We start from the raw sequence: 24,542 nt of genomic DNA, 5'->3' as shown, positions 1-24,542 counted from the left end.
TAAGAGACGCTCTAAAAAAGTAATCTTAATGTTATATGTAATTTCTAGATTAATTAATATCTGTTATTTCAAACAAAGTATCAGGCATTTTAAAAACCGCTCCCAGGGTGTTGTTTTTCAGCTTTTAAATTGCCAATTAATTATTGGAAAAGAACGTTTGTCATTTTTATTCCATAACCCCAATTGAAGGCCTCTAAAGTTTTTTGCTTTGTTAAAAACACCTATTTGTAAACCTCTACCCTTTTCCAATATATAATTCTCTGCCGAAATTTGAATGCCACTAAAATGTTTTGCGGCATTACCCCAAACCGTTGTAATCATAAGGCCATTACCTTGATAAACTTCATTTCCTCCAAAACTAGCTATAATTCCATTTGCTCTTTCTATAGAATTAGTCAGTCCTGCCATAGCAATACCATTATTCTTTCTACTATAATGCATAAAACCTGTTAAAGAAATACCATAGGAGTCAATACCTTCAAAAGTTCCAGTCGAAATATTCAAACCATAAATTTGTTGTGTTATACCAGTGCCCTCCATATATTTTTTATAAGCAATTTCATTTGTAGAGAGAGGCGTTCTTGGAGCAAGAAAATAAAAGGGAGATAATGGAAAGGCTTCAATTCGAACCCCAAATGTTCTAGTGAGCTTGTCTTTATCATTATAATCCGTTGGAAAAGCACCAAAAGACACCCCTACTATATCAGTGTTCTTACTATGAGTGGTCCAAATGGGAAATCTTAATTTTCGATTTACAATTGAATCGTTTTGACCTGTAACATTTAAATTAACTAATAATATAGTAATAATGCATACTAATTTTTTCATAATTGTAGTTTTAAATTCAATTCAAAATTATTGTTATAATCACATATCAAATCACTTAAAATGCAAAACTTCGTATTGTTATTTGTGATTATCACAAATTAATGAATACATTTGAACATGTATCAATCAGTCTTTCTCCAAAATTTAAAACAGGAATTACCAAAAAATACCTCGACCATTGAAGCTATTTCTACAGCTTTAGATATTAGCTATGATGCGGCACATAGACGTGTGAGTTTAAAAAGTAAATTCTCTATTGAGGAAACTATTGTTTTAGCCAAGTATTATAACATATCCTTAGACCGGCTGTTTGAAATCACAAACACAGAGTTTGTGGCTATTGAAAAGACAAAACATATTGAAACAGAAACTCAGCTTCAACAATACTTTAATGACTCTTACGATTCTCTTTACCCACTGTTAAAACAAAAGGAGAGTCGTATTTTATATTCGGCAAAAGACATTCCTTTATTTTATAATTTAAATGGAGATAAACTAAGTCAGTTTAAATATTATGTTTGGCTTAAATTATTAAATCCAAAACTAGCCACTAAAAGCTTTGAAAACTTTGCACCAAACACTTCTTTAATAGAAGCTGGAAAAAGATTAGGCAGCCTATATTATAATTTGAATACTATTGAGATATGGGATATTACTTCTGTTAATAGTACACTAAAACAAATTCACTTTTATCACCAGGCTGGCCAGGTAAAAACAGAAACTGCTTTACAATTCTGTAAACTATTAAAACAACTAATTAAAGATATATCCATTAAACTAATTAATAAAAACCTAGAGTTTAAACTGTATTATAATGAGCTGCATTTAATGAATAATAATGTTTTAGTTAGCACTCCAGAAGCTCAAATGCTTTATGTTCCATTTACCTTATTATCTTATTATAAAACAGCAGATAAACATACTTGTAATGAAGCTGATATTTTTTTAAATAAACAATTACAAAATTCTAAGCTGCTAAATACAACTGGTGAAAAAGAGCGAAATACTTTTTTTAATAAAATCTATTCAAAAATTGATGCTTTGCATAATTTAATTGAGGCTGCTAAACTTTTAGATTTTGAGTGAAATAGCAATACTATCCTTTTTTCATTTATTTAAAAAAAATATAACGTGTTGTCGCTCTTATTAATAATATATAAGGAGCCAATGTGACCTTTTTAAACTTTTGGGGTCTAAATAATGAATCCAAAAAATAATTTGAAAATTTTTGTAACATTATACGACACATATACGTATAACTAATGAATGCCCAAATATTCAATTAAAAATCACAGGAGAACTTTAGATGAGACAACTTAAAATTACGAAGCAGGTTACTAATAGAGAAACCGCTTCGTTAGATAAATATCTACAGGAAATAGGAAAGGTTGATTTAATTACAGCTGACGAGGAAGTAGAATTAGCACAACGCATTAAAGCTGGAGATCAAATAGCTTTAGAGAAGTTGACAAAAGCTAATTTACGTTTCGTTGTATCGGTAGCAAAACAATATCAAAACCAAGGTTTAACATTACCAGATTTAATTAATGAAGGTAATTTAGGTTTAATTAAAGCAGCACAACGTTTTGATGAAACACGTGGTTTTAAATTTATATCATACGCTGTTTGGTGGATTCGTCAATCGATTTTACAAGCATTGGCTGAACAATCTCGTATTGTACGTTTACCATTAAACAAAATTGGATCTATTAATAAAATTAATAAAACATTTGCTTTTCTTGAGCAAAGTCATGAACGTCCGCCTAGTGCAGAAGAAATTGCTAAGGAATTAGACATGACTATTAATGATGTTAAAGAGTCTATGAAAAACTCTGGTCGCCACGTAAGTATGGATGCCCCTTTAGTTGAAGGTGAAGATTCAAATCTATACGATGTACTTAATAGTGGTGAATCACCAAATCCAGATAGAGAACTATTACATGAGTCTTTACGTACTGAGATTGAGCGTGCTTTAGAAACTCTTACACCTCGTGAAGCAGACGTCATTCGTTTATACTTTGGTTTAGGAAACCAACATCCAATGACTTTAGAAGAAATTGGTGAAACATTTGATTTAACACGTGAGCGTGTGAGACAAATAAAAGAAAAAGCGATTAGAAGACTTAAGCATACTTCCAGAAGTAAAATATTAAAAACATATTTAGGTTAGTAATTTTTTTACGACTAAATTACGACAACAAACAGTTACACATAACTGTTCGTTTTTTGATTGATGAAAGAACCCTCGGCTGATTACCGGGGGTTCGTTTTTTATTTCTATTTACTTGTTTAAGGCATTTATATTTTGAACTCGTTTAAACTTTTTGTTTTTAACCGAAAATGAGATGAAATTTATTCAGATGAGGCACTTTTTGCAAGGTATAGCAGAGCTACGCATAAGAAAAGTAACAAAATATGGGTGAATTTCAGCCATTTTTTAGGAAATAGAAAAAGTTTAAACGAGTTCTTTATGTAAATATTAAGCTCCAATCAGCTCATTATTTTATTTTTTGTATTTTAGATTGAATCAACCTTTTTTAAATGCTAAAGACAATATGTTATATAAGTGATTCTTGTCAAGAAGAGTCATTAAATACTCTCAAAAATTTATTTTCAAAAGCGAAAAAGAATAATTTAAAGTTTAACATAACAGGTATATTGATATATTCCAATGCTAACTTCTTACAAGTTCTTGAAGGTAATGAAACTAACGTAAATGATACTTTTAAAAGAATAAGTTTAGATACAAGGCATAGGAATCTTTTTAAAGTTATCGATATTAATACGCAACAACGCATTTTCGAAGACTATAATTTTGGATTTACAATAGTAGATAGTAGTAAAGAACTAAATGAACTTAACGAATATCTTGAATGGTTAAGAAAAGCAGATAATAAGTTAGCCAACAAAGTTGTTAACATGGTTGAAAATTTTATTACGCAAAAAATAGCTAAACAATAAGTAAAACAGTTATTTTTGCCGAATAAACTAAATTCAATGAGTTCTAAACTAATTGCACCATCAATTCTGGCTGCGGATTTCGCAAACCTTCAACGTGATATAGAAATGGTTAATACAAGTGATGCCGATTGGTTTCATATTGATATTATGGATGGCGTATTTGTGCCAAATATTTCTTTTGGAATGCCTGTTTTACAAGCTATTGCTAAACATGCTAAAAAAACGATTGATGTACATTTAATGATCGTTGATCCAGATAGATACATTAAAACTTTTGCTGAATTAGGTAGTGACATACTTACTGTTCATTATGAAGCCTGTACTCATTTACATAGAACATTACAAGCTATAAAAACCGAAGGCATGAAAGCTGGTGTTGCGCTAAACCCACACACTAATATTCATTTTTTAGAAGACATTATAAATGATATTGATTTGGTTTGCATTATGAGTGTAAATCCAGGTTTTGGAGGACAGAGTTTTATTGAAAATACCTATAATAAAGTATCTCAACTAAAAGAATTAATTAAACGCAAAGGCGCTTCAACAATTATAGAAATTGACGGAGGTGTCACTAATAAAAATGCTAAAACACTCGTAGATGCTGGCGCAGATGTACTCGTCGCGGGAAGCTATGTTTTTAAAAGTAATGATCAAATTAATACTATTAAAGACTTAAAATCACTAGCAAATTCTTAGTACTGCTTTAGCAAATAGTTTATTAAATCTGTAGTTGTTACAATACCTACCAATATAGAGTCGTCTACAACTGGTAAAGCATGGAACTCATTCTTAGCTAAAATTTCTGCTACTTCTTTAATAGTAGTGCTACTTGAAACACTTACCAGGTTTTTTGTCATAACCTGCTCAATAGTAAACATATTATAAACTATAGTATCAATACTATTCTCATCATCTGTAGCATCAGCAAAACTAATTCTAAGTAAATCTGTATAGCTCAACATACCTATTATTGATTCTCTACTAACTACAGGAATATGTCTAATATTATGCCTTTTAAAAAGTATTTCAGCTCTTTCTAAAGTATCTGATCTTCTTAGAGCTATAATATCCTTACTCATTATTTCCGAAACGGGAGTCCTTCTTTTCATCTCTCTAGGTTTTAAATTCTATACTAAAATTAAGCATGAAAAGGAGAAAAAAGTATGATAAAAATCATGTCACCTATATAAAAACGCATACGCCAAAACGTTAAAGTTATATTAATAACGAACAGACTTGTCTGTTTTTGATGTTTTTAGTGTATATTTGTCCCATGAAAAGATTAGGTGTAAAGGAGCGTATTATTAAAACAGCTTCAGATTTATTTTATCATAATGGATATAATCAAACTGGTATCAATCAAATAATTGCTGATGCTGGTGTTGCTAAAGCGAGTATGTATCAGCATTTTAGGTCTAAAGAAGATATTGCTGTAGCATATTTAGTAGGAAGGCATGCGCTATGGATGGGAAAACTATTTGATTTTGTATCTACCGAGCATACTTCTAAAGGAAAAATAATTCGTTGTTTTGACTATTTAGTAAATTGGTTATACGAAGTAGATTTTAGAGGTTGTGGTTGGCAAAATATTATAACTGATTTACCTAATGACCATGATAAAATTAGAAATCAAGCTGTAAATCATAAAAACGAAGTAAGAAACTATATTCATACTTTATTAAAAAGTGATGAAACAGTAGAACAAGCAGAGCAACTAGGAGATCAAATATTAATACTCCTTGAAGGTGCCATTATATTATCTCAAATTCAAAAAAACAAATGGCCCATTCTAGCCGCAAAAGATGCAGCCATACGTTTATTAAAATAACGTCAGTTCGATTTAATTTTTTTTATAAAAATAATATTAAAGAAATGATTTTCAAGTGTTTGTCATTTCGACAGAGCGAAGTATGAGCGACTAGAAATCTCATAAGGATGGGATTCCTCTTCAATAGCTACGCTATATACGTTCAAGTAAAATATATTTTACCCTCCGTAGCATTCGGAATGACATAGTTTCTTTATTAAAATAATTAAACATCTGATTATCAGGTTTTAATATATAGAGTTAAAATAAAAGAAGGTTAAATAAATATTTGTTAGCAACAAAAAGAACAGACTTGTCTGTATAAAATAAAATTATGAAAAAACTAATACCTCCCTTTAATAGGGAAACTGCAAAGGCAAAAGTACAAGCAGCAGAAGATGCCTGGAATAGCAAAGACCCATACAGAGTATCGTTAGCCTATTCTAAAAATTCTAAATGGCGTAATAGAAACTTGTTTTTCCAAGGTAGGGATGCCATTCAACAGTTTTTAAGCAGAAAATGGAAAAAAGAATCTTATTATAAATTGAAAAAACATTTATGGTGTTTTTCTGAAAACAGAATTTCTGTTCGCTTTGAATATGAATGGTTAAACGAAAAAACGCAACAATGGTATAGAACACACGGAAACGAACATTGGGAATTTGATGATGACGGGTTAATGCGAATAAGAGATATGAGTGCAAACGATATAGAAATACAAGAAAACGATCGCAAATTATAAACTATTAAAATTATGAGAACACTAAACAGTAATCAAATTACAAGTACAGTAAAAACATCAAAAATTAGTATTTGGAACAGTAAAAGGAGGTACAGATAAATGTATCATATTAAAAACAATAATTAACAGAACAAAACATTATGAAAACAAAAGTTTTAAAATCAGTATTGGCTTTAGCTCTATTAGCAATAGTATCCTTTGGTGTATTAGCATTTAATAAGCATAAGGAAACCGAGATTAGTAAAGCGACCAAAGAGGTAATACATCCAACATTACACAAAAACGTGACTATTAATGGACTAAACATTTTTTATCGTGAAGCAGGAACTATAGATAAACCAACCATCATATTACTGCATGGTTATCCTACATCTTCTCATATGTTTCGTAATTTAATAACAGACTTGTCTGTACAATACCATGTATTAGCACCCGATTATCCAGGGTTTGGAAGAAGCGATCAACCTTTAATAAAAGATTTCGATTATACTTTTGATAACATGTCTAAAATTATATCGGGTTTTATTAATGAACTTAATGTAGAGAAATATAGTCTATACTTAATGGATTACGGAGCCCCAGTTGGTTTTAGAATTGCTACAAAATATCCAAACCGTATAGAATCATTAATCATTCAAAATGGAAATGCTTACGAGGAAGGCCTATTAGATTTCTGGAAACCTATTAAAAAATATTGGAATGATTATACTATTGAAAATGGTAAACCTCTAGAAAAATTCCACTCTATTGATGGCTTAAAATGGCAATATACACACGGTGTACAAGATATATCTAAAATTAGTCCAGACAATTGGAATATAGATTTGCAACACCTAAAAAGACTAGAAAATAATGACATTCAATTAGCCTTGTTTTATGATTATAGAACCAACGTTCCATTATATCCAGAGTGGCAACAATACTTTAAAGACTACCAACCACCAACATTAATTGTTTGGGGAAAAAATGATTATATATTCCCAGCAGAAGGAGCATACCCATACAAAAGAGATTTGAAAAATTTAGAAACTCACTTATTAGATACCGGTCATTTTGCACTTGAAGAAAAAGGCACAGAAATAGCAAATTACATATTGAATTTTCTAAATAAAAATAACATTAAATAATTACCATAGTAGTCAGTTCGAGTTTTAACATTAAAAAGCCATTAGCTTCTCGAATTGGCTAGCTATAATTCAACAACAAATCACTATGAAATATACAAGCGATATTGCATTTACACCAGCAGTAAAAAAGCTTCAAGAAAAGTTTGGTTCACGAAAAGGTTATGAACGTATGGAAATATCTGGAGGATGGCAACAGGAAATCAATACCAATCTAGTCCACATACTACAAAATATGGATTCTTTTTATTTCGCTACCTCTAATAATAACAATCAACCCTATATACAGCATAGAGGCGGGCCTAAAGGGTTTTTAAAAGTAATAGATAACAAATGTTTAGCCTTCGCTGATTTCTCTGGAAACAAACAATACATCTCTATAGGAAACCTCAGTGAAAATAATAAAGCCTATATTTTTCTGATGGATTACGCTAATCAAACCAGAATAAAAATTTGGGGAACAGCAAAGATCGTTGAAAATGATACCAAGTTAATACGTTTTTTATCTGACGAAAATTATAATGCCAAACCTGAAAGAGCAATCATCTTTACAGTCGAAGCTTGGGACGTTAATTGCAGACAACACATACAACGTCGTTTTACAATAGACCAAATTGAAGAAGTAACGAAACCTTTATATGATAGAATTAAAGCATTAAAAGAGGAAATAGATAGGTTGAAAATACTCAACTCTGAAGTTGGGATACAGAAGTAGAATCTCTTTAGGAAGGCATTGGGGTATTTAATAACAGACAATCAGTATCCTAATACATTAAAGTTAAGCATTTGCCTTATTTTATTATAAATTTCGGGGAACTGAGATTTGAATTCTTGTGGCGTTTCTATAAAATTCTCAATAGTAACTGCTAAAAATTCAAATTGGTTCGTGAAAGCATATTTTCTAAAGTAATGAGATGCTTTTAATTCATCACGCAATGATTCATTTTCAGTGAATAGAGCGGATAATTCTTTAAATGAATCACTAAAAATAATTGAACTTACATCTCGTTCTTTCATACTATTAATATGAATCGCATGCGTAAGTTCATGTATCCCTAAATTTAAATTATCGCTTTCATTATCAAAACCTTTTACAAAAGCTTCCCAAGATAATACTAGGGCTTTTAATCTAGGGTTAAATTCTCCTTTATGATAAGCTTTATTGATGTTAGAATAATAGTTACCTGGGTATATGACAATTTTTGAAATAATCCCAATATAAAAATCACGAAAACCAAAAGTTAGCATAACAGCAGTAGAAGCTATAAGAACTTTCATTTCATCATTAATTATAATACCATCTCTACCAATAAAATCTTTATCTATTATAAAGGATGCTACCCGATGTTCAAAATATCTTTTCTCTTTAGCCGTAAGTTTTTTATAAAAGGAAAATTGATTGTTTAAAATAGATTTTTGATTTTTATTTAAGCGTCTTAAACGAAGATAAAAATGATTATATAATGGTCGTTTGTATTTCAGTACATAACCCATTTCTATCATTTTCATGCCATAATTTAAGAGTATATATGTCATGGCAACAAAGAAAACACCTAGAATGATTTTACTACCTAAAGTGTATTGTTGTATAACTAGAATTTGAAACATATGTTGCTTAACGCCCTTAATTAAAATATAATATATCCTTAATGTTAATTATTTGTTTAAAATAAATAATTAAAACATGACTTTAAATTAATTAGTAAAATAAAATTAGGCGTAGCCATAAATAAGTTCTTTTCATCTTTGCCTAAAGCACAATTAGCAGTTAATGGTCCTGTGTAAATCCTAGCTAATAGTTCTCCTTTTAAAATAAAGAATTTCTTGAAACAAACTACCCTCGAGACAGAGCCTTGGAAAATTCTTTTTGATTAAACAAAAAATTAGGCAGGTTTTAAAACCTGCCTAATTTTCTATTTACAGTATAGTATATTAAAGACGACCTTGAGCATAAAAAACCGTATTTTAAATAGTGGAAAAGCCTTTTAATCGCTTATCTATCTTACGTTTTTTATTGGTTACCAGCTTCATAATATCCATCAAGTATTGATCTTTAGTTTTTTTATAAATTTCGTTAATACTTAATACTAGTGATTTTGCTTCTCTTGAAGCTGCAACTCGATCGCTAGTACTCATATTGCCCATCTTTCTTTTTTCAAATTCCAGTGCTTTATTTATTAATTCCATAATCTGTATATTTTAAAATAATTTTATAACTTAATTTTTATAAACATCCCAAGTTTAATCACCTTATTCAATCAACAGAGGTGTTTTTCCATCTGTAATAATAATTTTACTATTGGTAGATTCAGACAGTTTATTAAACGCCTCTATACTTCTAATTTTAATGATTTCCTGTGTTAATCCTTCTGAAAGTATTTTTTGAGCATCTCGCTCTCCTTTAGCATTTATTACTTTTCTTTCTGCTTCTAATTTCGCTTGTTGTAGCACAAACTCCATTCTCATAGCATCTTGTTCTGCCTGTAATTTTCGTTCTATAGAATTGGCAAGTCCCATTGGTAATTGTATACGTTTCATCAAAACAGCTATAAGCTCAATACCATCTGCTTGTTTTTTTAGATTTACTTCCATTTTCTTTTTGATTTCTTCTTCAATTTTTGCTCGCATTCCAGAATGCATGTCTTTAGCATAAAATTGAGCGCATACATCTGAAGAAGCCGATCTAAATACACTAGTGATTATAGACTCATACCCTTGACCTAAATGCTCTAATACTGAAGGAATCTTGTTTTGTTCTAAACGGTATAATATAGAGATTTCAGAATTTACGCTAAGCCCTTCTTTACTAGGTAAAGTCAGAATGAGCTTTATATTTTGGGTTTGCGTTGATTCTTTTATCACTTTACTTACTAAGGGGTTGTAGAATACGGTCCCTTGAGTTGATACTTCATTTGAAAATTTCCCTAATGTTTGCTTTACCCCAGCTTCACCTGGTTTTATTACTGCACAACTGGAGCATAATCCTAACGCACCAATTAGAAGAACGATTTTTATTTTCATAATTTATATTTTTTTTATTTCACATTACTTGCTCTTAATCTATTAAGGTTGCTATAATTGCTCACATAAATTCGGGTTTTATAGTCAATACTTCAATTGAATTTAAAGCGTTTATTATTTTTTAAACATTTCAATATTTATCATGCCATCAATTTTCATATACAACCCTTCATCACGAGCTTTTATAATCAACTCAGTGACCTCCTTTTTGGACTCCTTTAATTCCGCAACTCTCATTTCTGCGTGTTTTACCTTAGGATCATCTTTATTCTTTATCGTTAAGATCTGTAGATTGTGAAACTTAATTTTGTCCGCAATCAAGGACAACAGCACATCTGCAGAGTTAATCGGAGAATATACCCCCTCGACTAATTTAATTTTATTAATAGATCTCATTTTATTTATGTTTCATACCATGACTCTTAACTACTTATTCTCCTTGTCCAAGTGAAAATCCTCTTTCACCATCAAATTCATAAAGATTTTCAGTTTTTATGACATCGAACCCCTTATCATGTAGCTTAGATAATAATGCTATTATTTGTTCGTAGTCAATAGTTTTATACTCTGGAATTGTTTTCTGTATTTCTGCATCTATCCCTACAAATCGACATCGCCAATGGTCTGTACAATACGTTTCTTTTAAACCGTTTGGATATACTTTAACGCCACGGTTTGTAATCATTTTTAGTTTTAAATTATATGAGTTAATTTTAGATAAAGCGTCTCCAATTTCTTTAGGGTCTGAACCTTTCCAGTCAATAAAAACATCAGTACCTACTAATACTTTTTCGGATTCTTTTCGTTTATACTCAAAAGTTTTCATTATTCCGGAACCTTTGGTTAATTTACTTATGGTTAAACTTTTAGGCGTGTTTCCTAATCTGGATATAACTTCTTTTGCAAATTCTTGCGTTGATACCTTTTTCTTGCTTGTTCCTTCCTGATAGATATCTGGTGTATGATAACCATCTTCAATGGTTGCCAGTAAGGCATTTTTGATCTTATCGGCTATCTCTAACTGACCTAAGTGCGCCAACATTAATACAGCAGCGTTAATCAGTCCAGAAGGATTTGCTATATTTTTCCCAGCAATATCTGGTGCGGAACCGTGTATTGCCTCAAACATAGCTACATTGGCTCCTATATTTGCTGAACCTGCCATACCTACAGATCCAGCTATTTCGGCTGCTATGTCTGAAATAATATCACCATAGAGATTAGAAGTTACAATAACATCGTAGTTCTCAGGGTTGGCAGCGAGTTTTGCCGATCCTATATCTATAATCTGAGAATCACTTTTTATATTTGGATATTCTAACGATATGTCATTAAACACTTCATGGAACAACCCGTCTGTACGCTTCATAATATTATCTTTCACCATACATGTTACTTTCTTTCTTCCATAAGCTTTTGCATATTCAAAAGCATATCGAATTATTCGTTCACAACCTGGTCTTGTTATCAGTTTTAAGCATTGCACCACATCTTGTGTCTGTTGATGTTCAATTCCTGCATACAAGTCTTCTTCGTTCTCTCGTATAATGACTACATCCATATTTGGAAAGTTCGTTTTTACAAAAGGATGAAAGGCACTTACCGGACGCACATTTGCATATAATCCGAGTGATTTTCTAAGTGTCACATTTAAACTTTTATACCCCTTGCCTTGCGGAGTTGTTATTGGAGCTTTTAGGATTAATTTATTACGATTTATAATATCCCAAGACTCATTATTAATACCTGAAGTATTCCCCAATAAATAGACTTGTTCTCCTAACTCTATGAATTCGGGTTCAATATTAGCACCTGCTGATTTTAGAATATTCAGCGCAGCCGACATGATTTCAGGGCCTATACCATCACCTTGAGCAACGGCTACTTTTACTGCTTTATTGGTACTTTTTGAGCTTAATTCTTGTACTAATACATCGTTTTCCATGTTCGTGTTATTTATATCTAACACAAATATCTAAATTATTTTTCATAAATTTTTATTTATATAATTTATAAAAAACATAAACAAAAATTATGAAAAGGAATTGCTTTAAAAACAGAAAGTACGTTACAAATTCAAGTAGGCTTGATTTATTATTTAAATATTTACTTATAAATATGAAGAGATTACTTGAGGTGATGAATCCAAAGCTACGCTTTGAAAATAAAAAATGCATACGTCAAATCAAGATTGCTTGAATTTGTAGTATGCATTTTTTATTTATTAGTGACCGCGAAGGGATTCGAACCCCCAACCCTCAGAGCCGAAATCTGATATTCTATCCAGTTGAACTACGCAGCCATTATTTAATTTTAAGTTGTTATTCCGACAGAGTGAAGAATGAACGACAAGAGATCTTTAATTTCATTAAAACTAAACCTTATAATTATGAGATTCCTCCTCATACTTCGTTCGGAATGACAAATAATATTTATTATTATTAATTTATGCTAATTTCTGTCTTACAATATTTGAAATCGTTTTACCATCGGCTTGTCCAGCTAACTCTTTGCTAACAATTCCCATAACTTTCCCCATATCTTTCATGCCCTCAGCTCCTATTTGATCGATAGTTGTAACAACGACTTTCTCAATTTCTTCATCGGTTAAGGCTTCTGGTAAAAATTGTGCAATAACATCTGCCTCTGCTAATTCTGGAGCAGCCAGGTCTTCTCTTCCTTGCTCTATATATATAGCAGCGCTATCTCTTCGCTGTTTTACTTGTTTTTGAAGTATTTTAAGCTCTTGCTCTTCTGTTAAATCTTCCTTTGCACCACTTTCTGTTTGTGCCAATAAAATAGCAGATTTTACAGCACGTAAAGCTGTTAAAGCCATTTGATCTTTAGCTTTCATTGCTTCTTTTAAAGCTGACATGACATCTTGTTGTAAACTCATGGTTATATTTATTTGACTGCGAAGATATAAAAAAGTTGGAAGCATGAAGCGCGAAGTACCAAGAAAAAAAGATTCCCTACTACGAGGGAATGACAAAATTTCAATTAATAAAAAAACCCAAAAAGCTGAGGGTGCTTTTCGGGTTCATAACAAAATTAGGCCAGTGTTCTGTTTAATCCACGTTATCGTGTAAAAACGAATTATTACTTCTTAATTGTATATCATCATTATCGTCCAACCCTATACTCGTTCTGGACATATCTGTTTCTGAAGAATGTTTAGCTTCATTTAAATCAACTCCTTGGCGTTTATAAGCAGGTTCTTTTTCTATATCATCAATCTTTGCGTTGTTGAATTTATAATTAAAGTCCTTCATTTTGCGCCTACGTTCTTCTGCACGCTCTTTAAGCAACTCAGAAATTGGTGTATTCATTGGATCAATTTCTTGTGTAGGTTCTTCTTTTAAAGCAGGTTCATCGTTCGTAACCTTTTTTTCAAAAACAATATCATTATCTACCTCTTCCAAAACGTCATTAGATGCTGGTTTCTTTTTATTAATTGAAGATTCTACCTCAACATAATCATCCAGTGCATAACGAATATCTCCATTTTCACTAGTTTCTGTAACAGGAATGATCTCTACGTAGTCATTCACTGGTATTTTTTTTATATCATCATCTACTAATTGATGAGAAATAACCTCTTCTCCTTTTACCTCTTGACTATCCTCTGACGACAGTGGCAAGTCAAAGGTTAAAGTAATTTGTTGCTCTTCTTCAATATAATCTGAAATAATTTCAACATCAGTAATATCTTCAACATCATCAGACATTCTTGTAACTGGTTTAATGATAAAATCTTCATCATCTTCTTCCAAATTAGCAGTCACTTCGTCATAGACTACATCGATATTTTTAATAATTTCTGATGTTGGTATTAGGTCTATATTTTTAGTTGAGTCAACTGATTTTTGTTCATTAATTGGCCGTTTTTTAAGACTATCGTTCTCTTCTTCTTCTGTGTTTAAATCTAAAGTATGGCGAACTATTGGTGGCTCCTTCTTCTTTTCTAACTCAATTACCGGTGCAATAATTGCTGGTTCTTTTTCTTTAGGATTCAAATCCTGATCTTCACTAAGCGAGTGTACTACTTTTTTAGTTTCTGTATTGGAAATTTCATCTTGTTGTTCAATATTAAACCCAGTAGCAATAATAGTTACAGCAATAGATTCCTCTAGAGACTCATCTTCACCAACGCCCATAATAATATTGGCTCCATGCCCTGCTTCATTTTGAATGTGATCGTTAATCTCTCCTATTTCATCAATAGTAATTTCTTGAGAGCCTGAAACAATTAGCAACAATACATTTTTAGCTCCCGTAATTTTATTATCGTTTAATAAAGGTGAATCTAAAGCTTTACGAATGGCATCTTGAGCACGATTTTGACCTGAAGCCAAAGAAGACCCCATAATAGCAGTTCCACTATTACTCAATACTGTTTTGGCATCACGTAAATCAATATTTTGTGTGTAGTGATGTGTAATAACTTCAGCTATACCACGAGCAGCCGTAGATAGCACTTCATCTGCTTTAGAGAACCCTGCTTTAAAACCAAGATTACCATAAACTTCACGAAGTTTATTATTGTTTATTACAATTAAAGAATCTACAACGTCTCTTAATTTTTCAATCCCTTTTTGAGATTGTTCAATACGCATTCTGCCTTCAAACTGAAACGGCATGGTTACAATACCAACTGTTAAAATATCTAATTCTCTAGCCATTTTAGCAATTATAGGAGCAGCTCCTGTACCTGTGCCACCACCCATTCCAGCAGTTATAAATACCATTTTTGTATTAGAATCTAACATTTGAGAGATATCATCGAAACTCTCAACGGCCGATTGTTCTCCTATATCTGGATTTGCACCTGCGCCCAACCCTTCGGTTAGGTTTACACCTAATTGGATTTTGTTAGGGACACCACTGTTCTGAAGTGCTTGCGCATCGGTATTACATATGTAAAAATCAACACCTTTAATACCTTGCTGGAACATGTGATTAATAGCATTACTGCCACCTCCTCCAACACCAATAACTTTAATAACATTTGATTGATTTTTAGGCAAATCAAATGCAATGCTTTCGAATTCTTCTTTGCTGCTCATAAATTCTATTTTACTGAGGTTTTATACTTTATTTTTAATTCAATGTCTTCTATATGCTTTTATTAAAACGATCTGCAAGACAATCTTAATACACTCATTTCTACTCTGCATTATCTAAAAAATCTTTAACGCGCTCGGTTAACTTATCTAAAAAAGAACGACGCTCTTTTACTGGTTGTTCTTTAATATCTTCAATTGGTTTTTCTTCTTCGGTTTCTTCAACGGCACTCTCATCTTGTTCTAGCTTTTTTCTTTCCTGACGTTTTAAGCCATCTAAAACTAGCCCTACAGCTGTTGCGTATAATGGACTTGTAATATCGTCATCGCTATCTCCTGCTAAATGCTCATTTGGATATCCTATCCTGGTATCCATTCCTGTTATATACTCTACCAATTGCTTTAAATGTTTTAACTGGCTACCACCACCTGTTAATACAATACCTGCTATTAATTTTTTCTTTTGCTCTTCGTGTCCATAATTTTTAATTTCAACATAGACCTGTTCTACAATTTCAACAACACGGGCATGTATTATTTTTGAGAGATTCTTTAATGTAATTTCTTTTGGCTCTCTGCCTCGTAAACCTGGTATAGATACTATTTCGTTATCTTTATTTTCCCCTGGCCAAGCAGAACCGAATTTTATTTTTAATAATTCCGCTTGTTTTTCAATAATAGAGCACCCCTCTTTTATATCTTCAGTAATGACATTACCTCCAAAAGGAATCACAGCGGTATGACGAATAATACCATCTCTAAAAATGGCTAAGTCTGTTGTTCCCCCTCCTATATCTATAAGCGCTACACCCGCTTCTTTTTCTTCTTGGCTTAAAACCGCATTTGCAGAAGCTAATGGCTCTAATGTGATGCCTTCTAAATTCAAACCAGCACTCTGTACACAGCGTCCAATGTTTCTAATTGAAGATACTTGCCCCACAACTACATGAAAATTAGCCTCCAATCGACCTCCATACATTCCTATTGGTTCCTTAATTTCTGCTTGTCCGTCTACTTTATATTCTTGTGGTAATACATGAATAATTTCTTCACCAGGGAGCATAACCAATTTATGCACTTGATTTATCAATCTATCAATATCTTCATCGTCTATAACATGCTCTGAATTAGGTCTTGTTATATAGTCACTGTGTTGTAAGCTTCTAATATGCTGTCCAGCAATACCAACAGTAACGCCCTCTATTTTCATTTCAGCAGAAACTTCTGCTTCTTGAACAGCTTGTTGTATAGATTGAATGGTTTGCGTAATATTATTTACAACACCACGGTGCACTCCTAGACTCTTAGATTTACCTATTCCTAAAATTTCAACTTTACCGTATTCATTTTTACGTCCAATCATGGCCACAATCTTTGTGGTTCCTATGTCTAATCCTACTGCTAAATTATGCTCCATGGCTTATATTTTGGTACATACTACTTGGTTGTCAAACTGCAAATTGACTTTACTATAATTATCTAGTGTTTTCTCTTTCAGGTTTTTTTGATAAAACGCCTTTAAATTATTAATCTTTTTATCTAAAAAACTTACATCCCCTAATTGTACTATAAAATTGCAGTGTCTTAATTTTATAGACACAACTTTATTTATACTTTGATGAATTTCTATCACATTTTTTTTCAAGAATTCATCCTTCATAATTTTAATAGCAATCTTATGAATCCTATTTAAATTATTCTTTTCAACATAACCCGTAACTAATGGTACTCTTGCTGAATAATTATTAGACAATGGCATATAGGAACCTTCGTCATCAACATAATAAGACGCATTTGTACTCACTCGTGCTATTGGTGTTTTTTGTTCTATTTCAGCATTAAGTGTGCCATTTACAGCAACATACACTTCTGCTGTTTTTATCATTGGATTAGATTTCAGGGTGTTTTCTAGCTCATTCAAATCTAAAGTTTCTTTGGGTACATTTTTAACACCACCATATTTTTGTATTAACAATTTACTAACAGTTTCATTTGTAACGAATAAGTTATTTTCTCCGATAAACTTCACGTGCGGACCTGACACTTTTCTTACAGCATTTCTTTGTGATGCAAAAGCGAACAAAAGGCTTACTAGCACCAATAAAACAATCATCTTTATGTAACTCCAATTAACCCGCAATACTAAATTCTTTTTTAATACGTTTCACTTGTTCTCCAATATCTCCAGCTCCTATTGTTAGTATAATTTGCGCATCACTATCGTGAATAGCAGACAACAATTCTTGTTTACTTACCAACTGCTTATTTTTATTATTTATTTTATTTAATAACCATGTTGATGTTACGCCTTCAATTGGCAACTCCCTAGCTGGATAAATATCTAGTAATATCAATTCGTCAAACTGTGATAAGCTTACAGCAAAATCATCTATAAAATCACGTGTTCTACTATACAAATGTGGCTGAAAAACAGCTAATACTTTTTTGTTAGGATACATTTCTCTAACAGCTTGATGTACGGCATTAATTTCCTTCGGATGGTGTGCATAATCATCTATAAAAACCAAATCATCGGTTTTTATATGATAGGTAAATCTGCGTTTAACTCCTTTATAAGAAGCCAATGCTTTAACAAGCAGAACAGCAGAACAACCATATTCTAAAGCCATTGCCAAAGCTATTAATGCATTCAATAGGTTATGCCTACCAGGCAAGTCAAATTGTACGTTTTCGAGGATCGTTTTTGGTGTTTTTACTTCAAAAACATAGCTTCCGTTTTCAATTTTTATATTCTGTATTGAGTAATCTGAATTATCTTCTATGCCATAAGTAATACCTTGTAATGGCAAGCTATTTCTAATAAATAATTTTCCATTAGGTTTTAATCTTTTTGAGAAATCTTCAAATGATTTTTTTAATTCTGAAGGATCTCCATAGATGTCTAAATGATCTGCATCCATAGATGTAATACAAGCAAAATCTGGAGACAGTGTCAAAAAAGATCGATCGAACTCATCTGCCTCGACTACGGAAACCTCTGTGCCATTTAATATTAAATTAGAATTGTAATTTTCACTGATTCCTCCTAAAAAAGCAGTTATGGGCACATCACACTCGTTCATTAAATGTCCCAAAATACTTGTTGTAGTTGTTTTTCCATGGGTTCCTGCAACGGCTAAACAAAATGTATTTTCAGTTATTAATCCTAAAACTTGAGAACGCTTTAATACTCTATATTTACGTGCACTAAAATAGCTTAATTCCAAATGATTCTTAGGAATTGCAGGTGTGTAAACCACTAGTGTTTTTTCAATATCTAAAAAAGAAACAGGAATATTATCAACCGCATCCTCAAAATGAACTTCAATACCCAAAGCGACTAAACTATCTGTTATCTCAGTTTGGGTTTTATCATAGCCCACAACACGTTTATTGTTGGCATGAAAATAACGAGCCAAAGCACTCATCCCGATACCTCCGACACCAATAAAATAAATATTATGTATGTTGTTCAAATTCATTTATTCTTTGTTCAAAAGCTTTACTACTTCGTCCACTATTTGATTTGTGGCATTTACCAATGCCAATTTCTTTATGTTATCTCCTAATTCTTTTTGCTTTTCAGGAGATGCTACAAGTTGTGAGAACTTGTTTTCAAAATCCACATCCAAATCCGATTCCTTAATTAACATCGCCGCATCATTATCCACAATCGCCATCGCATTTTTTGTTTGATGATCTTCTGCCACATTTGGAGATGGAATAAAAATGACCGGTTTACCTACTATACACAATTCTGAAACCGAACTTGCTCCTGCTCTAGATATGACAATATCTGCCGCGGCGTAAGCAAAATCCATATTATTTAAAAATTCATAAACCTGTACATGCTTTGTATTATTATAAATCTTATACTGCTGGTAATACAACTTACCGCACTGCCATATTATTTGAACATTTTGCATATCCAAAAAATCTAGTTTATTCTCAATCAACTCATTCACTCTTTTTGCCCCTAAGCTTCCTCCTAAAACCAAGAGTGTATATTTTCCATGTTTTAGATTAAAAAACTCTTTAGCTTCGACTGTTTTACTATCCACATCTAATAAGTCCTGACGTACTGGATTCCCTGTTTTTATAATTTTTTCGCTAGGAAAGAAACGTTCTAAACCATCGTAGGCCACACATATTTTTTGTGTTTTTTTAGACAATAACTTATTAGTAATTCCAGGATACGAATTTTGCTCTTGTATTAAACTTGGAATTTTATTTGATGCCGCTACATACAACAATGGCCCACTAGCAAAGCCACCTGTTCCTATCGCTACATCTGGCTTAAACGATTTTATTATTCTTCTCGCATTCCAAAGACTACTAATTAACTTAAAAGGAAACACCAAATTTTTCAGACTTAGCTTACGCTGAATTCCAGAAATCCAAAGCCCTTTAATATCATATCCAGCTTGTGGTACTTTTTCCATCTCCATTCTATCTTTAGCCCCCACAAACAGAAACCTTGCATCTGGAAAACGAGACTTTAACTCATTAGCAATAGCAATGGCAGGGTAAATATGCCCTCCTGTTCCTCCTCCGGATAATATGATTTTATACTTTTGATTCACGATTTACGATTACGCATTGTTTTTATCGATGCTACTACTATTGATAAAAGTTCATTACCTTCAGCATGCAATCTTTTTATTTGCGCATGCTCTTTATCACTTATTTCTAATAACAACTCTAAGAAGTACATACTTTCATCAGCTTCTTTCTCTACAATCTTTAGTTTATTTATAAAATCTGCATCTGATTTTGCCCTACATGCTGCTCTATAATTTGCTCCAACAGAACTAGAACATCTAATTAATTGATTACAAAATGCATTATACTCTCTTGAAATTGGAAATTTCGTGCATAAATCCCAACAATCTGCTGCATATTTCTTTATTCTATTTTTTAATATTTGTTTCATCTCACAAATCGTAATTCAAAAATCTAAAATCAGATAGTTTCTGATAAAATTTCTAACGGATTATCTTCTTTTAATTCTTGTTCTTTAATTTCTTCTCGTTTAGCACTCACACTTAGAATAACTCCAATAGCCAAACATGTCATCCAAATCGATGTTCCTCCACTACTTATCAATGGTAATGTTTGCCCGGTTACCGGAAATAACTCTACAGCTACCGCCATATTAATTAACGCTTGAAATACTATTGGCAATCCAACACCTAGCACTAAAAGCTTACCAAATATGGTATCAGATTTTTGAGATACAATAATAATTCTAAATAACAACCACATATAAAGAATTATAATTGTAAACCCTCCTATTAAGCCATATTCTTCAATAATAATTGCAAAAATGAAATCTGATGATGATTGTGGCAAGGCATGTTTTTGGATACTTTTACCAGGTCCTACACCAAAAACTCTACCTGATGCTATAGCTACTTTTGCCTTTTCTATCTGATAGTCAGCTTCAGTATCTTCGCTATTCGAGTAGTTTTTTATTCTATTTTCCCATGTTGTTACTTTAACATGCAATGGTCCTGTTGTTAATTTGGCAAACATTACAAAGAAGACTAGTGCTAGCAAGCCTGAACCTAAAATAACTCCTAAATAACGTATGGGATACCCGCCTAAAAAAACCAAGAATATAATCATTAAAAACATAATAGCTGCTGTTGAAAAGTTAGATGGCAAGATCAACGCTAAAACTAAGAATACAGGTATCCAAAGCGGTAAAATGGATGTCTTTAATGTCACATTAATATCTTTAATTTTAGACATGTATCGCGCCACATAAACCATAAGCACAACTGATGCAAAAGTTGATGTTTGAAAAGACATACCCACAATAGGTATTTTAATCCATCTGCTAGCGCTAGCACCTCCCATTACCGTGCCTTGCAACATCGTAATAATCAACAACACCAAAACTATTGGAATCATAACTAAAGACAAGCCTTTAAAATATCGATATGGTATTTTATGAACGCCATACATGATAGCAAACCCTAAAAACAAATGCATAAAATGCTTTACGAATGCAATAAATGTATTGCCGTTATGCTTGACGTATGCTAAATCACTTGCAGCACTATAAACAGGCAAAAACGACGCTATAGCCAACAACGTTACTATGGCCCAAATCAATCGATCTCCTTTTATGTTTTTAAATACTGTTTGCATCCCATCTGTCCTATCGGACATCTTCCCAAAGGGAAGAAATTATTATTTAATTATACTTTATACTTGTAGATTCCTGCCTTCGCAGGAATGACAAGCGATTATAAGTTTCTTACGGCATTTTTAAATTGACGTCCTCGATCTTCATAATTTTGAAATAAATCAAAACTTGCACATGCTGGCGATAATAAAACACTGTCTCCAGCTTCTGTAATTTTATAGGCGATTTTCACAGCTTCACTCATAAATTGTGTTTCAACAATAATATCTACCATACCTTCAAAGGTTCTCATTAGTTTTTCATTATCAACTCCTAAACAAATAATAGCCTTCACTTTTTCATTTACAAAAGGAAATAATTCTTCATAATCGTTTCCCTTATCTTCTCCTCCTACAATCCAAACAGTAGGAGAATCCATACTCTCTAACGCATAATACGTAGCATTAACATTAGTTGCTTTAGAGTCGTTTATGTATTGAACTTTATTAATTTTTAAAACCTGTTCTAAACGATGCTCAACGCCTTGAAAATTCTCTAAGCTTTCTCTTATGGTTTGCTTTCTAATTCTCAGTAAATGCGAAACTGTCGAAGCAGCCATAGCATTTTTTATGTTGTGTTTTCCCTCTAATGTTAAATTTGTTGTTGGCATAATTATTTGGTTGTTATTTATTGCTATTTTAATCTTATTATCTTCTAAACAAGCACCATTCTCGATGTTTTTTGTTAATGAAAATGGCAATAATGTTGATTGAACCGGGTTATTTTTTAGATGATTTTCTATTACTTTATCGTCTGCATCATAAATCAAATAATCTTCTTTCGTTTGATTCATTGCTATTCGGAATTTTGACGCGATATATTTCTCAAATTGATAGTCATATCTATCTAAATGATCGGGTGTTATATTTGTAATGACAGCTATATGTGGTTTAAAATTGACGATATCATCTAATTGAAAACTACTAATCTCTAACACATAATTTTCAAAGTCCTTTTCTAAAACCTGTTTAGCAAAACTATCTCCTATATTGCCCGCTAAACCTACATTTAATTCTTGCTTTATAATATGATACGCCAAGGATGCCGTTGTTGTTTTTCCGTTACTTCCAGTAATCCCAACAATAGTAGCATTAGTAAACTTAGATGCAAATTCAATTTCAGATACCACCAATATTCCTTTACCATGAATTTGTTTTACTAGAGGTGCTTCATCTGGTATGCCCGGACTTTTCATGATGATATCTGCAATCAGAATTTTATCTTCAGAATGCTTTTCGTCTTCCCATTCAATCTCATTATGTATAAGAACTTGTTTATATGTTTCTTTAATTATTCCTTTATCTGAAACAAAAACATCATAGCCTTTTTCTTTTCCCAGAAGCGCTGTACCAACACCACTTTCTCCTCCTCCTAATATGACTAAGCGCCCCATCCTAAATCCTTCCCCAAAGGGTAAGGACTTACCACTCTGCTTTTATTAATTGTTTTTATATAAATTTCTTTTATCACTTTTCTAACTCTATTTCTCTTTTTCACGATTATGAGATTCCTGCCTTTACTTCGACTACGCTCAGCATAAACTCCGGAATGACAACTATTATCTGATTTTCAATGTTACAATTGAAAGAATCGCTAACAGAATACCTACAATCCAAAATCGGGTTACAATCTTACTTTCGTGATATCCCGATTTTTGATAGTGATGATGAAGTGGTGACATTTTAAAAATGCGACGTCCTTCTCCATATTTTTTCTTAGTATATTTAAACCAACTCACCTGCATGATCACCGATAGGTTTTCAGCTAAAAAGATGCCACACAATACTGGAATTAGCCATTCTTTACGAACTGCAATAGCTATCACAGCGATAATACCTCCAATGGTTAAACTTCCTGTGTCTCCCATAAAAACCTGAGCTGGAAATGTGTTATACCATAAGAATCCTATTAATGCTCCTACAAAAGCAGCGATATAAATAGTAATCTCTTCTACTCTTGGGATATACATTATATTGAGATAATCTGAGAAAATGATATTACCAGAAACCCATGCAAAAATCCCCAAAGTAAGCACTATTATTGCCGAAGTTCCTGCTGCTAAACCATCAATACCATCTGTTAAATTAGCACCGTTTGAAACAGCCGTAATTATAAGAATGACTATCATAATAAAAATAATCCATGCATACTTTCCTAAACTCGGACTTATCCATGTTACTAAATCTGCATAATCAAATTCATTTCCTTTTACAAAAGGGATTGTTGTCTTTGTTGACTTAATTTCATCCTTAAATAATTTTGAAGCTTCAACTTTAGGATTTTCGGCTAAAAGAATTTGTTGTTCGGCCACTGGAAGCTTTTCTTTCATGGTAACATCAGAATGGAAAAACAAAGTCACTCCAACTATAATACCAAGCCCTACTTGCCCAAGAATCTTAAATCGCCCTTTTAAACCTTCTTTGTCATTTTTAAATTTTTTAATATAATCATCAATAAAACCAATAACACCCATCCAAAGCGTTGTTACGATCAATAGAATGATGTAAATATTTTCCAGTTTTGCCAATAATAACACAGGAATTAAAGTTGCCAGAATTATAATAACCCCTCCCATAGTAGGTGTTCCTGCTTTTTCTTGCTGCCCAGCTAACCCTAGATTCCTAATAGTCTCACCTACTTGCTGTCTTTGCAAAAAACGAATAATCCGTTTTCCATATATTGTTGAAATAAGCAACGACAAAATCATTGCTAAAGCAGCTCTAAAAGTTAAAAAACCAAAAAGAGTTGCTCCAGGAAATTGAAACTGTTTTTCTAAATAATCGAATAGATAATACAACAT

General features: G+C 32.1%; 25 protein-coding genes and 1 tRNA gene. 8 read left to right on the top strand and 18 right to left on the bottom strand.

Annotation, left to right across the window (positions count from 1 at the left end; translation table 11 throughout):
• Nucleotides 1–117: 117 nt before the first annotated feature.
• On the bottom strand, nucleotides 118–828 hold the full coding sequence (locus EM932_RS07510; RefSeq protein ID WP_135876567.1) for an LA_2272 family surface repeat-containing protein: 711 nt from the start codon (nucleotides 826–828) through the stop codon (nucleotides 118–120).
• A 117-nt stretch (nucleotides 829–945) separates the two neighbouring features.
• Between EM932_RS07510 and EM932_RS07505 the strand changes: the two genes are divergently transcribed.
• The 4 genes from EM932_RS07505 to rpe all read left to right on the top strand — a co-directional run bounded on the left by EM932_RS07505 (nucleotide 946) and on the right by rpe (nucleotide 4,488).
• Nucleotides 946–1,914: a helix-turn-helix domain-containing protein gene (locus tag EM932_RS07505; protein WP_135876566.1), complete on the top strand. Its 969-nt coding sequence runs from the start codon at nucleotides 946–948 to the stop codon at nucleotides 1,912–1,914.
• Between the two features lie 220 nt (nucleotides 1,915–2,134).
• Entirely contained in the window at nucleotides 2,135–2,998 is an 864-nt protein-coding gene (locus EM932_RS07500) for a sigma-70 family RNA polymerase sigma factor (protein WP_034041378.1), read from the top strand.
• Between the two features lie 371 nt (nucleotides 2,999–3,369).
• The gene (locus EM932_RS07495) at nucleotides 3,370–3,789 is read left to right on the top strand and encodes a BLUF domain-containing protein (RefSeq protein ID WP_135876565.1); all 420 of its coding nucleotides are present in this window, start codon (nucleotides 3,370–3,372) and stop codon (nucleotides 3,787–3,789) included.
• 36 nt (nucleotides 3,790–3,825) lie between these two features.
• Nucleotides 3,826–4,488: a ribulose-phosphate 3-epimerase gene (gene rpe / locus EM932_RS07490; protein ID WP_135876564.1), complete on the top strand. Its 663-nt coding sequence runs from the start codon at nucleotides 3,826–3,828 to the stop codon at nucleotides 4,486–4,488.
• Here the strand turns inward: rpe and EM932_RS07485 are convergent.
• Nucleotides 4,485–4,901 (bottom strand): CBS domain-containing protein, encoded by a 417-nt coding sequence (locus EM932_RS07485; protein ID WP_135876563.1) that lies wholly within the window; start codon nucleotides 4,899–4,901, stop codon nucleotides 4,485–4,487. The two genes, rpe and EM932_RS07485, sit on opposite strands and share 4 nt — an antisense overlap.
• 164 nt (nucleotides 4,902–5,065) lie before the next feature.
• Here EM932_RS07485 and EM932_RS07480 point away from each other — a divergent pair, with 164 nt between their 5' ends.
• The 4 genes from EM932_RS07480 to EM932_RS07465 all read left to right on the top strand — a co-directional run bounded on the left by EM932_RS07480 (nucleotide 5,066) and on the right by EM932_RS07465 (nucleotide 8,180).
• Nucleotides 5,066–5,620, top strand: coding sequence for a TetR/AcrR family transcriptional regulator (locus tag EM932_RS07480; RefSeq protein ID WP_135876562.1), 555 nt, complete (start codon nucleotides 5,066–5,068; stop codon nucleotides 5,618–5,620).
• A 313-nt stretch (nucleotides 5,621–5,933) separates the two neighbouring features.
• Entirely contained in the window at nucleotides 5,934–6,341 is a 408-nt protein-coding gene (locus EM932_RS07475; RefSeq protein WP_135876561.1) for a nuclear transport factor 2 family protein, read from the top strand.
• A 140-nt stretch (nucleotides 6,342–6,481) separates the two neighbouring features.
• Nucleotides 6,482–7,468 (top strand): alpha/beta fold hydrolase, encoded by a 987-nt coding sequence (locus EM932_RS07470; protein ID WP_135876560.1) that lies wholly within the window; start codon nucleotides 6,482–6,484, stop codon nucleotides 7,466–7,468.
• An 85-nt stretch (nucleotides 7,469–7,553) separates the two neighbouring features.
• Nucleotides 7,554–8,180 (top strand): pyridoxamine 5'-phosphate oxidase family protein, encoded by a 627-nt coding sequence (locus tag EM932_RS07465; protein WP_135876559.1) that lies wholly within the window; start codon nucleotides 7,554–7,556, stop codon nucleotides 8,178–8,180.
• Nucleotides 8,181–8,221: 41 nt separating this feature from the next.
• Here EM932_RS07465 and EM932_RS07460 read toward each other — a convergent pair whose 3' ends face one another.
• From EM932_RS07460 to mraY, 16 genes are all read right to left on the bottom strand, one after another.
• A complete protein-coding gene (locus EM932_RS07460; RefSeq protein WP_135876558.1) occupies nucleotides 8,222–9,073 on the bottom strand; it encodes a zinc-dependent peptidase in 852 nt (283 codons plus the stop codon).
• 357 nt (nucleotides 9,074–9,430) lie between these two features.
• Complete coding sequence (locus EM932_RS07455) at nucleotides 9,431–9,652, bottom strand: hypothetical protein (protein WP_135876557.1); 222 nt, start codon at nucleotides 9,650–9,652, stop codon at nucleotides 9,431–9,433.
• A gap of 63 nt (nucleotides 9,653–9,715) precedes the next feature.
• Nucleotides 9,716–10,486, bottom strand: coding sequence for a prohibitin family protein (locus EM932_RS07450; protein ID WP_135876556.1), 771 nt, complete (start codon nucleotides 10,484–10,486; stop codon nucleotides 9,716–9,718).
• Between the two features lie 114 nt (nucleotides 10,487–10,600).
• Nucleotides 10,601–10,882, bottom strand: coding sequence for a hypothetical protein (locus tag EM932_RS07445; protein ID WP_135876555.1), 282 nt, complete (start codon nucleotides 10,880–10,882; stop codon nucleotides 10,601–10,603).
• Between the two features lie 34 nt (nucleotides 10,883–10,916).
• Nucleotides 10,917–12,431: an NADP-dependent isocitrate dehydrogenase gene (locus EM932_RS07440; protein WP_135876554.1), complete on the bottom strand. Its 1,515-nt coding sequence runs from the start codon at nucleotides 12,429–12,431 to the stop codon at nucleotides 10,917–10,919.
• A gap of 283 nt (nucleotides 12,432–12,714) precedes the next feature.
• A tRNA-Arg gene (locus tag EM932_RS07435) sits at nucleotides 12,715–12,788 on the bottom strand.
• Between the two features lie 144 nt (nucleotides 12,789–12,932).
• Nucleotides 12,933–13,382, bottom strand: a complete 450-nt coding sequence (locus tag EM932_RS07430) for a GatB/YqeY domain-containing protein (RefSeq protein WP_135876553.1) — start codon at nucleotides 13,380–13,382, stop codon at nucleotides 12,933–12,935.
• Nucleotides 13,383–13,554: 172 nt separating this feature from the next.
• On the bottom strand, nucleotides 13,555–15,552 hold the full coding sequence (ftsZ, locus tag EM932_RS07425; protein WP_135876552.1) for a cell division protein FtsZ: 1,998 nt from the start codon (nucleotides 15,550–15,552) through the stop codon (nucleotides 13,555–13,557).
• Nucleotides 15,553–15,652: 100 nt separating this feature from the next.
• Complete coding sequence (gene ftsA, locus EM932_RS07420) at nucleotides 15,653–16,966, bottom strand: cell division protein FtsA (protein ID WP_135876551.1); 1,314 nt, start codon at nucleotides 16,964–16,966, stop codon at nucleotides 15,653–15,655.
• A gap of 3 nt (nucleotides 16,967–16,969) precedes the next feature.
• Nucleotides 16,970–17,662 (bottom strand): cell division protein FtsQ/DivIB, encoded by a 693-nt coding sequence (locus EM932_RS07415; RefSeq protein ID WP_317129359.1) that lies wholly within the window; start codon nucleotides 17,660–17,662, stop codon nucleotides 16,970–16,972.
• Between the two features lie 16 nt (nucleotides 17,663–17,678).
• Nucleotides 17,679–19,031, bottom strand: coding sequence for a UDP-N-acetylmuramate--L-alanine ligase (gene murC / locus EM932_RS07410; RefSeq protein ID WP_135876549.1), 1,353 nt, complete (start codon nucleotides 19,029–19,031; stop codon nucleotides 17,679–17,681).
• The gene (murG, locus tag EM932_RS07405; protein ID WP_407925215.1) at nucleotides 19,032–20,132 is read right to left on the bottom strand and encodes an undecaprenyldiphospho-muramoylpentapeptide beta-N-acetylglucosaminyltransferase; all 1,101 of its coding nucleotides are present in this window, start codon (nucleotides 20,130–20,132) and stop codon (nucleotides 19,032–19,034) included.
• Nucleotides 20,129–20,482 (bottom strand): four helix bundle protein, encoded by a 354-nt coding sequence (locus EM932_RS07400; RefSeq protein ID WP_135876547.1) that lies wholly within the window; start codon nucleotides 20,480–20,482, stop codon nucleotides 20,129–20,131. The genes murG and EM932_RS07400 overlap by 4 nt, the downstream gene beginning before the upstream one ends.
• Nucleotides 20,483–20,511: 29 nt before the next feature.
• Nucleotides 20,512–21,705: an FtsW/RodA/SpoVE family cell cycle protein gene (locus EM932_RS07395; protein WP_135876688.1), complete on the bottom strand. Its 1,194-nt coding sequence runs from the start codon at nucleotides 21,703–21,705 to the stop codon at nucleotides 20,512–20,514.
• Between the two features lie 98 nt (nucleotides 21,706–21,803).
• Nucleotides 21,804–23,135, bottom strand: coding sequence for a UDP-N-acetylmuramoyl-L-alanine--D-glutamate ligase (gene murD, locus EM932_RS07390; RefSeq protein ID WP_135876546.1), 1,332 nt, complete (start codon nucleotides 23,133–23,135; stop codon nucleotides 21,804–21,806).
• A 165-nt stretch (nucleotides 23,136–23,300) separates the two neighbouring features.
• On the bottom strand, nucleotides 23,301–24,542 hold the full coding sequence (mraY, locus tag EM932_RS07385; protein ID WP_135876545.1) for a phospho-N-acetylmuramoyl-pentapeptide-transferase: 1,242 nt from the start codon (nucleotides 24,540–24,542) through the stop codon (nucleotides 23,301–23,303).

Source organism: Flavivirga rizhaonensis, assembly GCF_004791695.1.
Taxonomy (GTDB): Bacteria; Bacteroidota; Bacteroidia; order Flavobacteriales; family Flavobacteriaceae; genus Flavivirga; species Flavivirga rizhaonensis.
Note: the sequence above shows the minus strand (reverse complement) of the source record. Positions and strands in the feature narration are given on the sequence as shown.

Coding starts and splice junctions, on each gene's coding strand:
- EM932_RS07510 (WP_135876567.1), bottom strand. CDS start 828: ATGAAAAAATTAGTATGCATTATTACTATATTATTAGTTAATTTAAAT.
- EM932_RS07505 (WP_135876566.1), top strand. CDS start 946: ATGTATCAATCAGTCTTTCTCCAAAATTTAAAACAGGAATTACCAAAA.
- EM932_RS07500 (WP_034041378.1), top strand. CDS start 2,135: ATGAGACAACTTAAAATTACGAAGCAGGTTACTAATAGAGAAACCGCT.
- EM932_RS07495 (WP_135876565.1), top strand. CDS start 3,370: ATGCTAAAGACAATATGTTATATAAGTGATTCTTGTCAAGAAGAGTCA.
- rpe (WP_135876564.1), top strand. CDS start 3,826: ATGAGTTCTAAACTAATTGCACCATCAATTCTGGCTGCGGATTTCGCA.
- EM932_RS07485 (WP_135876563.1), bottom strand. CDS start 4,901: ATGAAAAGAAGGACTCCCGTTTCGGAAATAATGAGTAAGGATATTATA.
- EM932_RS07480 (WP_135876562.1), top strand. CDS start 5,066: ATGAAAAGATTAGGTGTAAAGGAGCGTATTATTAAAACAGCTTCAGAT.
- EM932_RS07475 (WP_135876561.1), top strand. CDS start 5,934: ATGAAAAAACTAATACCTCCCTTTAATAGGGAAACTGCAAAGGCAAAA.
- EM932_RS07470 (WP_135876560.1), top strand. CDS start 6,482: ATGAAAACAAAAGTTTTAAAATCAGTATTGGCTTTAGCTCTATTAGCA.
- EM932_RS07465 (WP_135876559.1), top strand. CDS start 7,554: ATGAAATATACAAGCGATATTGCATTTACACCAGCAGTAAAAAAGCTT.
- EM932_RS07460 (WP_135876558.1), bottom strand. CDS start 9,073: ATGTTTCAAATTCTAGTTATACAACAATACACTTTAGGTAGTAAAATC.
- EM932_RS07455 (WP_135876557.1), bottom strand. CDS start 9,652: ATGGAATTAATAAATAAAGCACTGGAATTTGAAAAAAGAAAGATGGGC.
- EM932_RS07450 (WP_135876556.1), bottom strand. CDS start 10,486: ATGAAAATAAAAATCGTTCTTCTAATTGGTGCGTTAGGATTATGCTCC.
- EM932_RS07445 (WP_135876555.1), bottom strand. CDS start 10,882: ATGAGATCTATTAATAAAATTAAATTAGTCGAGGGGGTATATTCTCCG.
- EM932_RS07440 (WP_135876554.1), bottom strand. CDS start 12,431: ATGGAAAACGATGTATTAGTACAAGAATTAAGCTCAAAAAGTACCAAT.
- EM932_RS07430 (WP_135876553.1), bottom strand. CDS start 13,382: ATGAGTTTACAACAAGATGTCATGTCAGCTTTAAAAGAAGCAATGAAA.
- ftsZ (WP_135876552.1), bottom strand. CDS start 15,552: ATGAGCAGCAAAGAAGAATTCGAAAGCATTGCATTTGATTTGCCTAAA.
- ftsA (WP_135876551.1), bottom strand. CDS start 16,966: ATGGAGCATAATTTAGCAGTAGGATTAGACATAGGAACCACAAAGATT.
- EM932_RS07415 (WP_317129359.1), bottom strand. CDS start 17,662: ATGATTGTTTTATTGGTGCTAGTAAGCCTTTTGTTCGCTTTTGCATCA.
- murC (WP_135876549.1), bottom strand. CDS start 19,031: ATGAATTTGAACAACATACATAATATTTATTTTATTGGTGTCGGAGGT.
- EM932_RS07400 (WP_135876547.1), bottom strand. CDS start 20,482: ATGAAACAAATATTAAAAAATAGAATAAAGAAATATGCAGCAGATTGT.
- EM932_RS07395 (WP_135876688.1), bottom strand. CDS start 21,705: ATGCAAACAGTATTTAAAAACATAAAAGGAGATCGATTGATTTGGGCC.
- murD (WP_135876546.1), bottom strand. CDS start 23,135: ATGGGGCGCTTAGTCATATTAGGAGGAGGAGAAAGTGGTGTTGGTACA.
- mraY (WP_135876545.1), bottom strand. CDS start 24,542: ATGTTGTATTATCTATTCGATTATTTAGAAAAACAGTTTCAATTTCCT.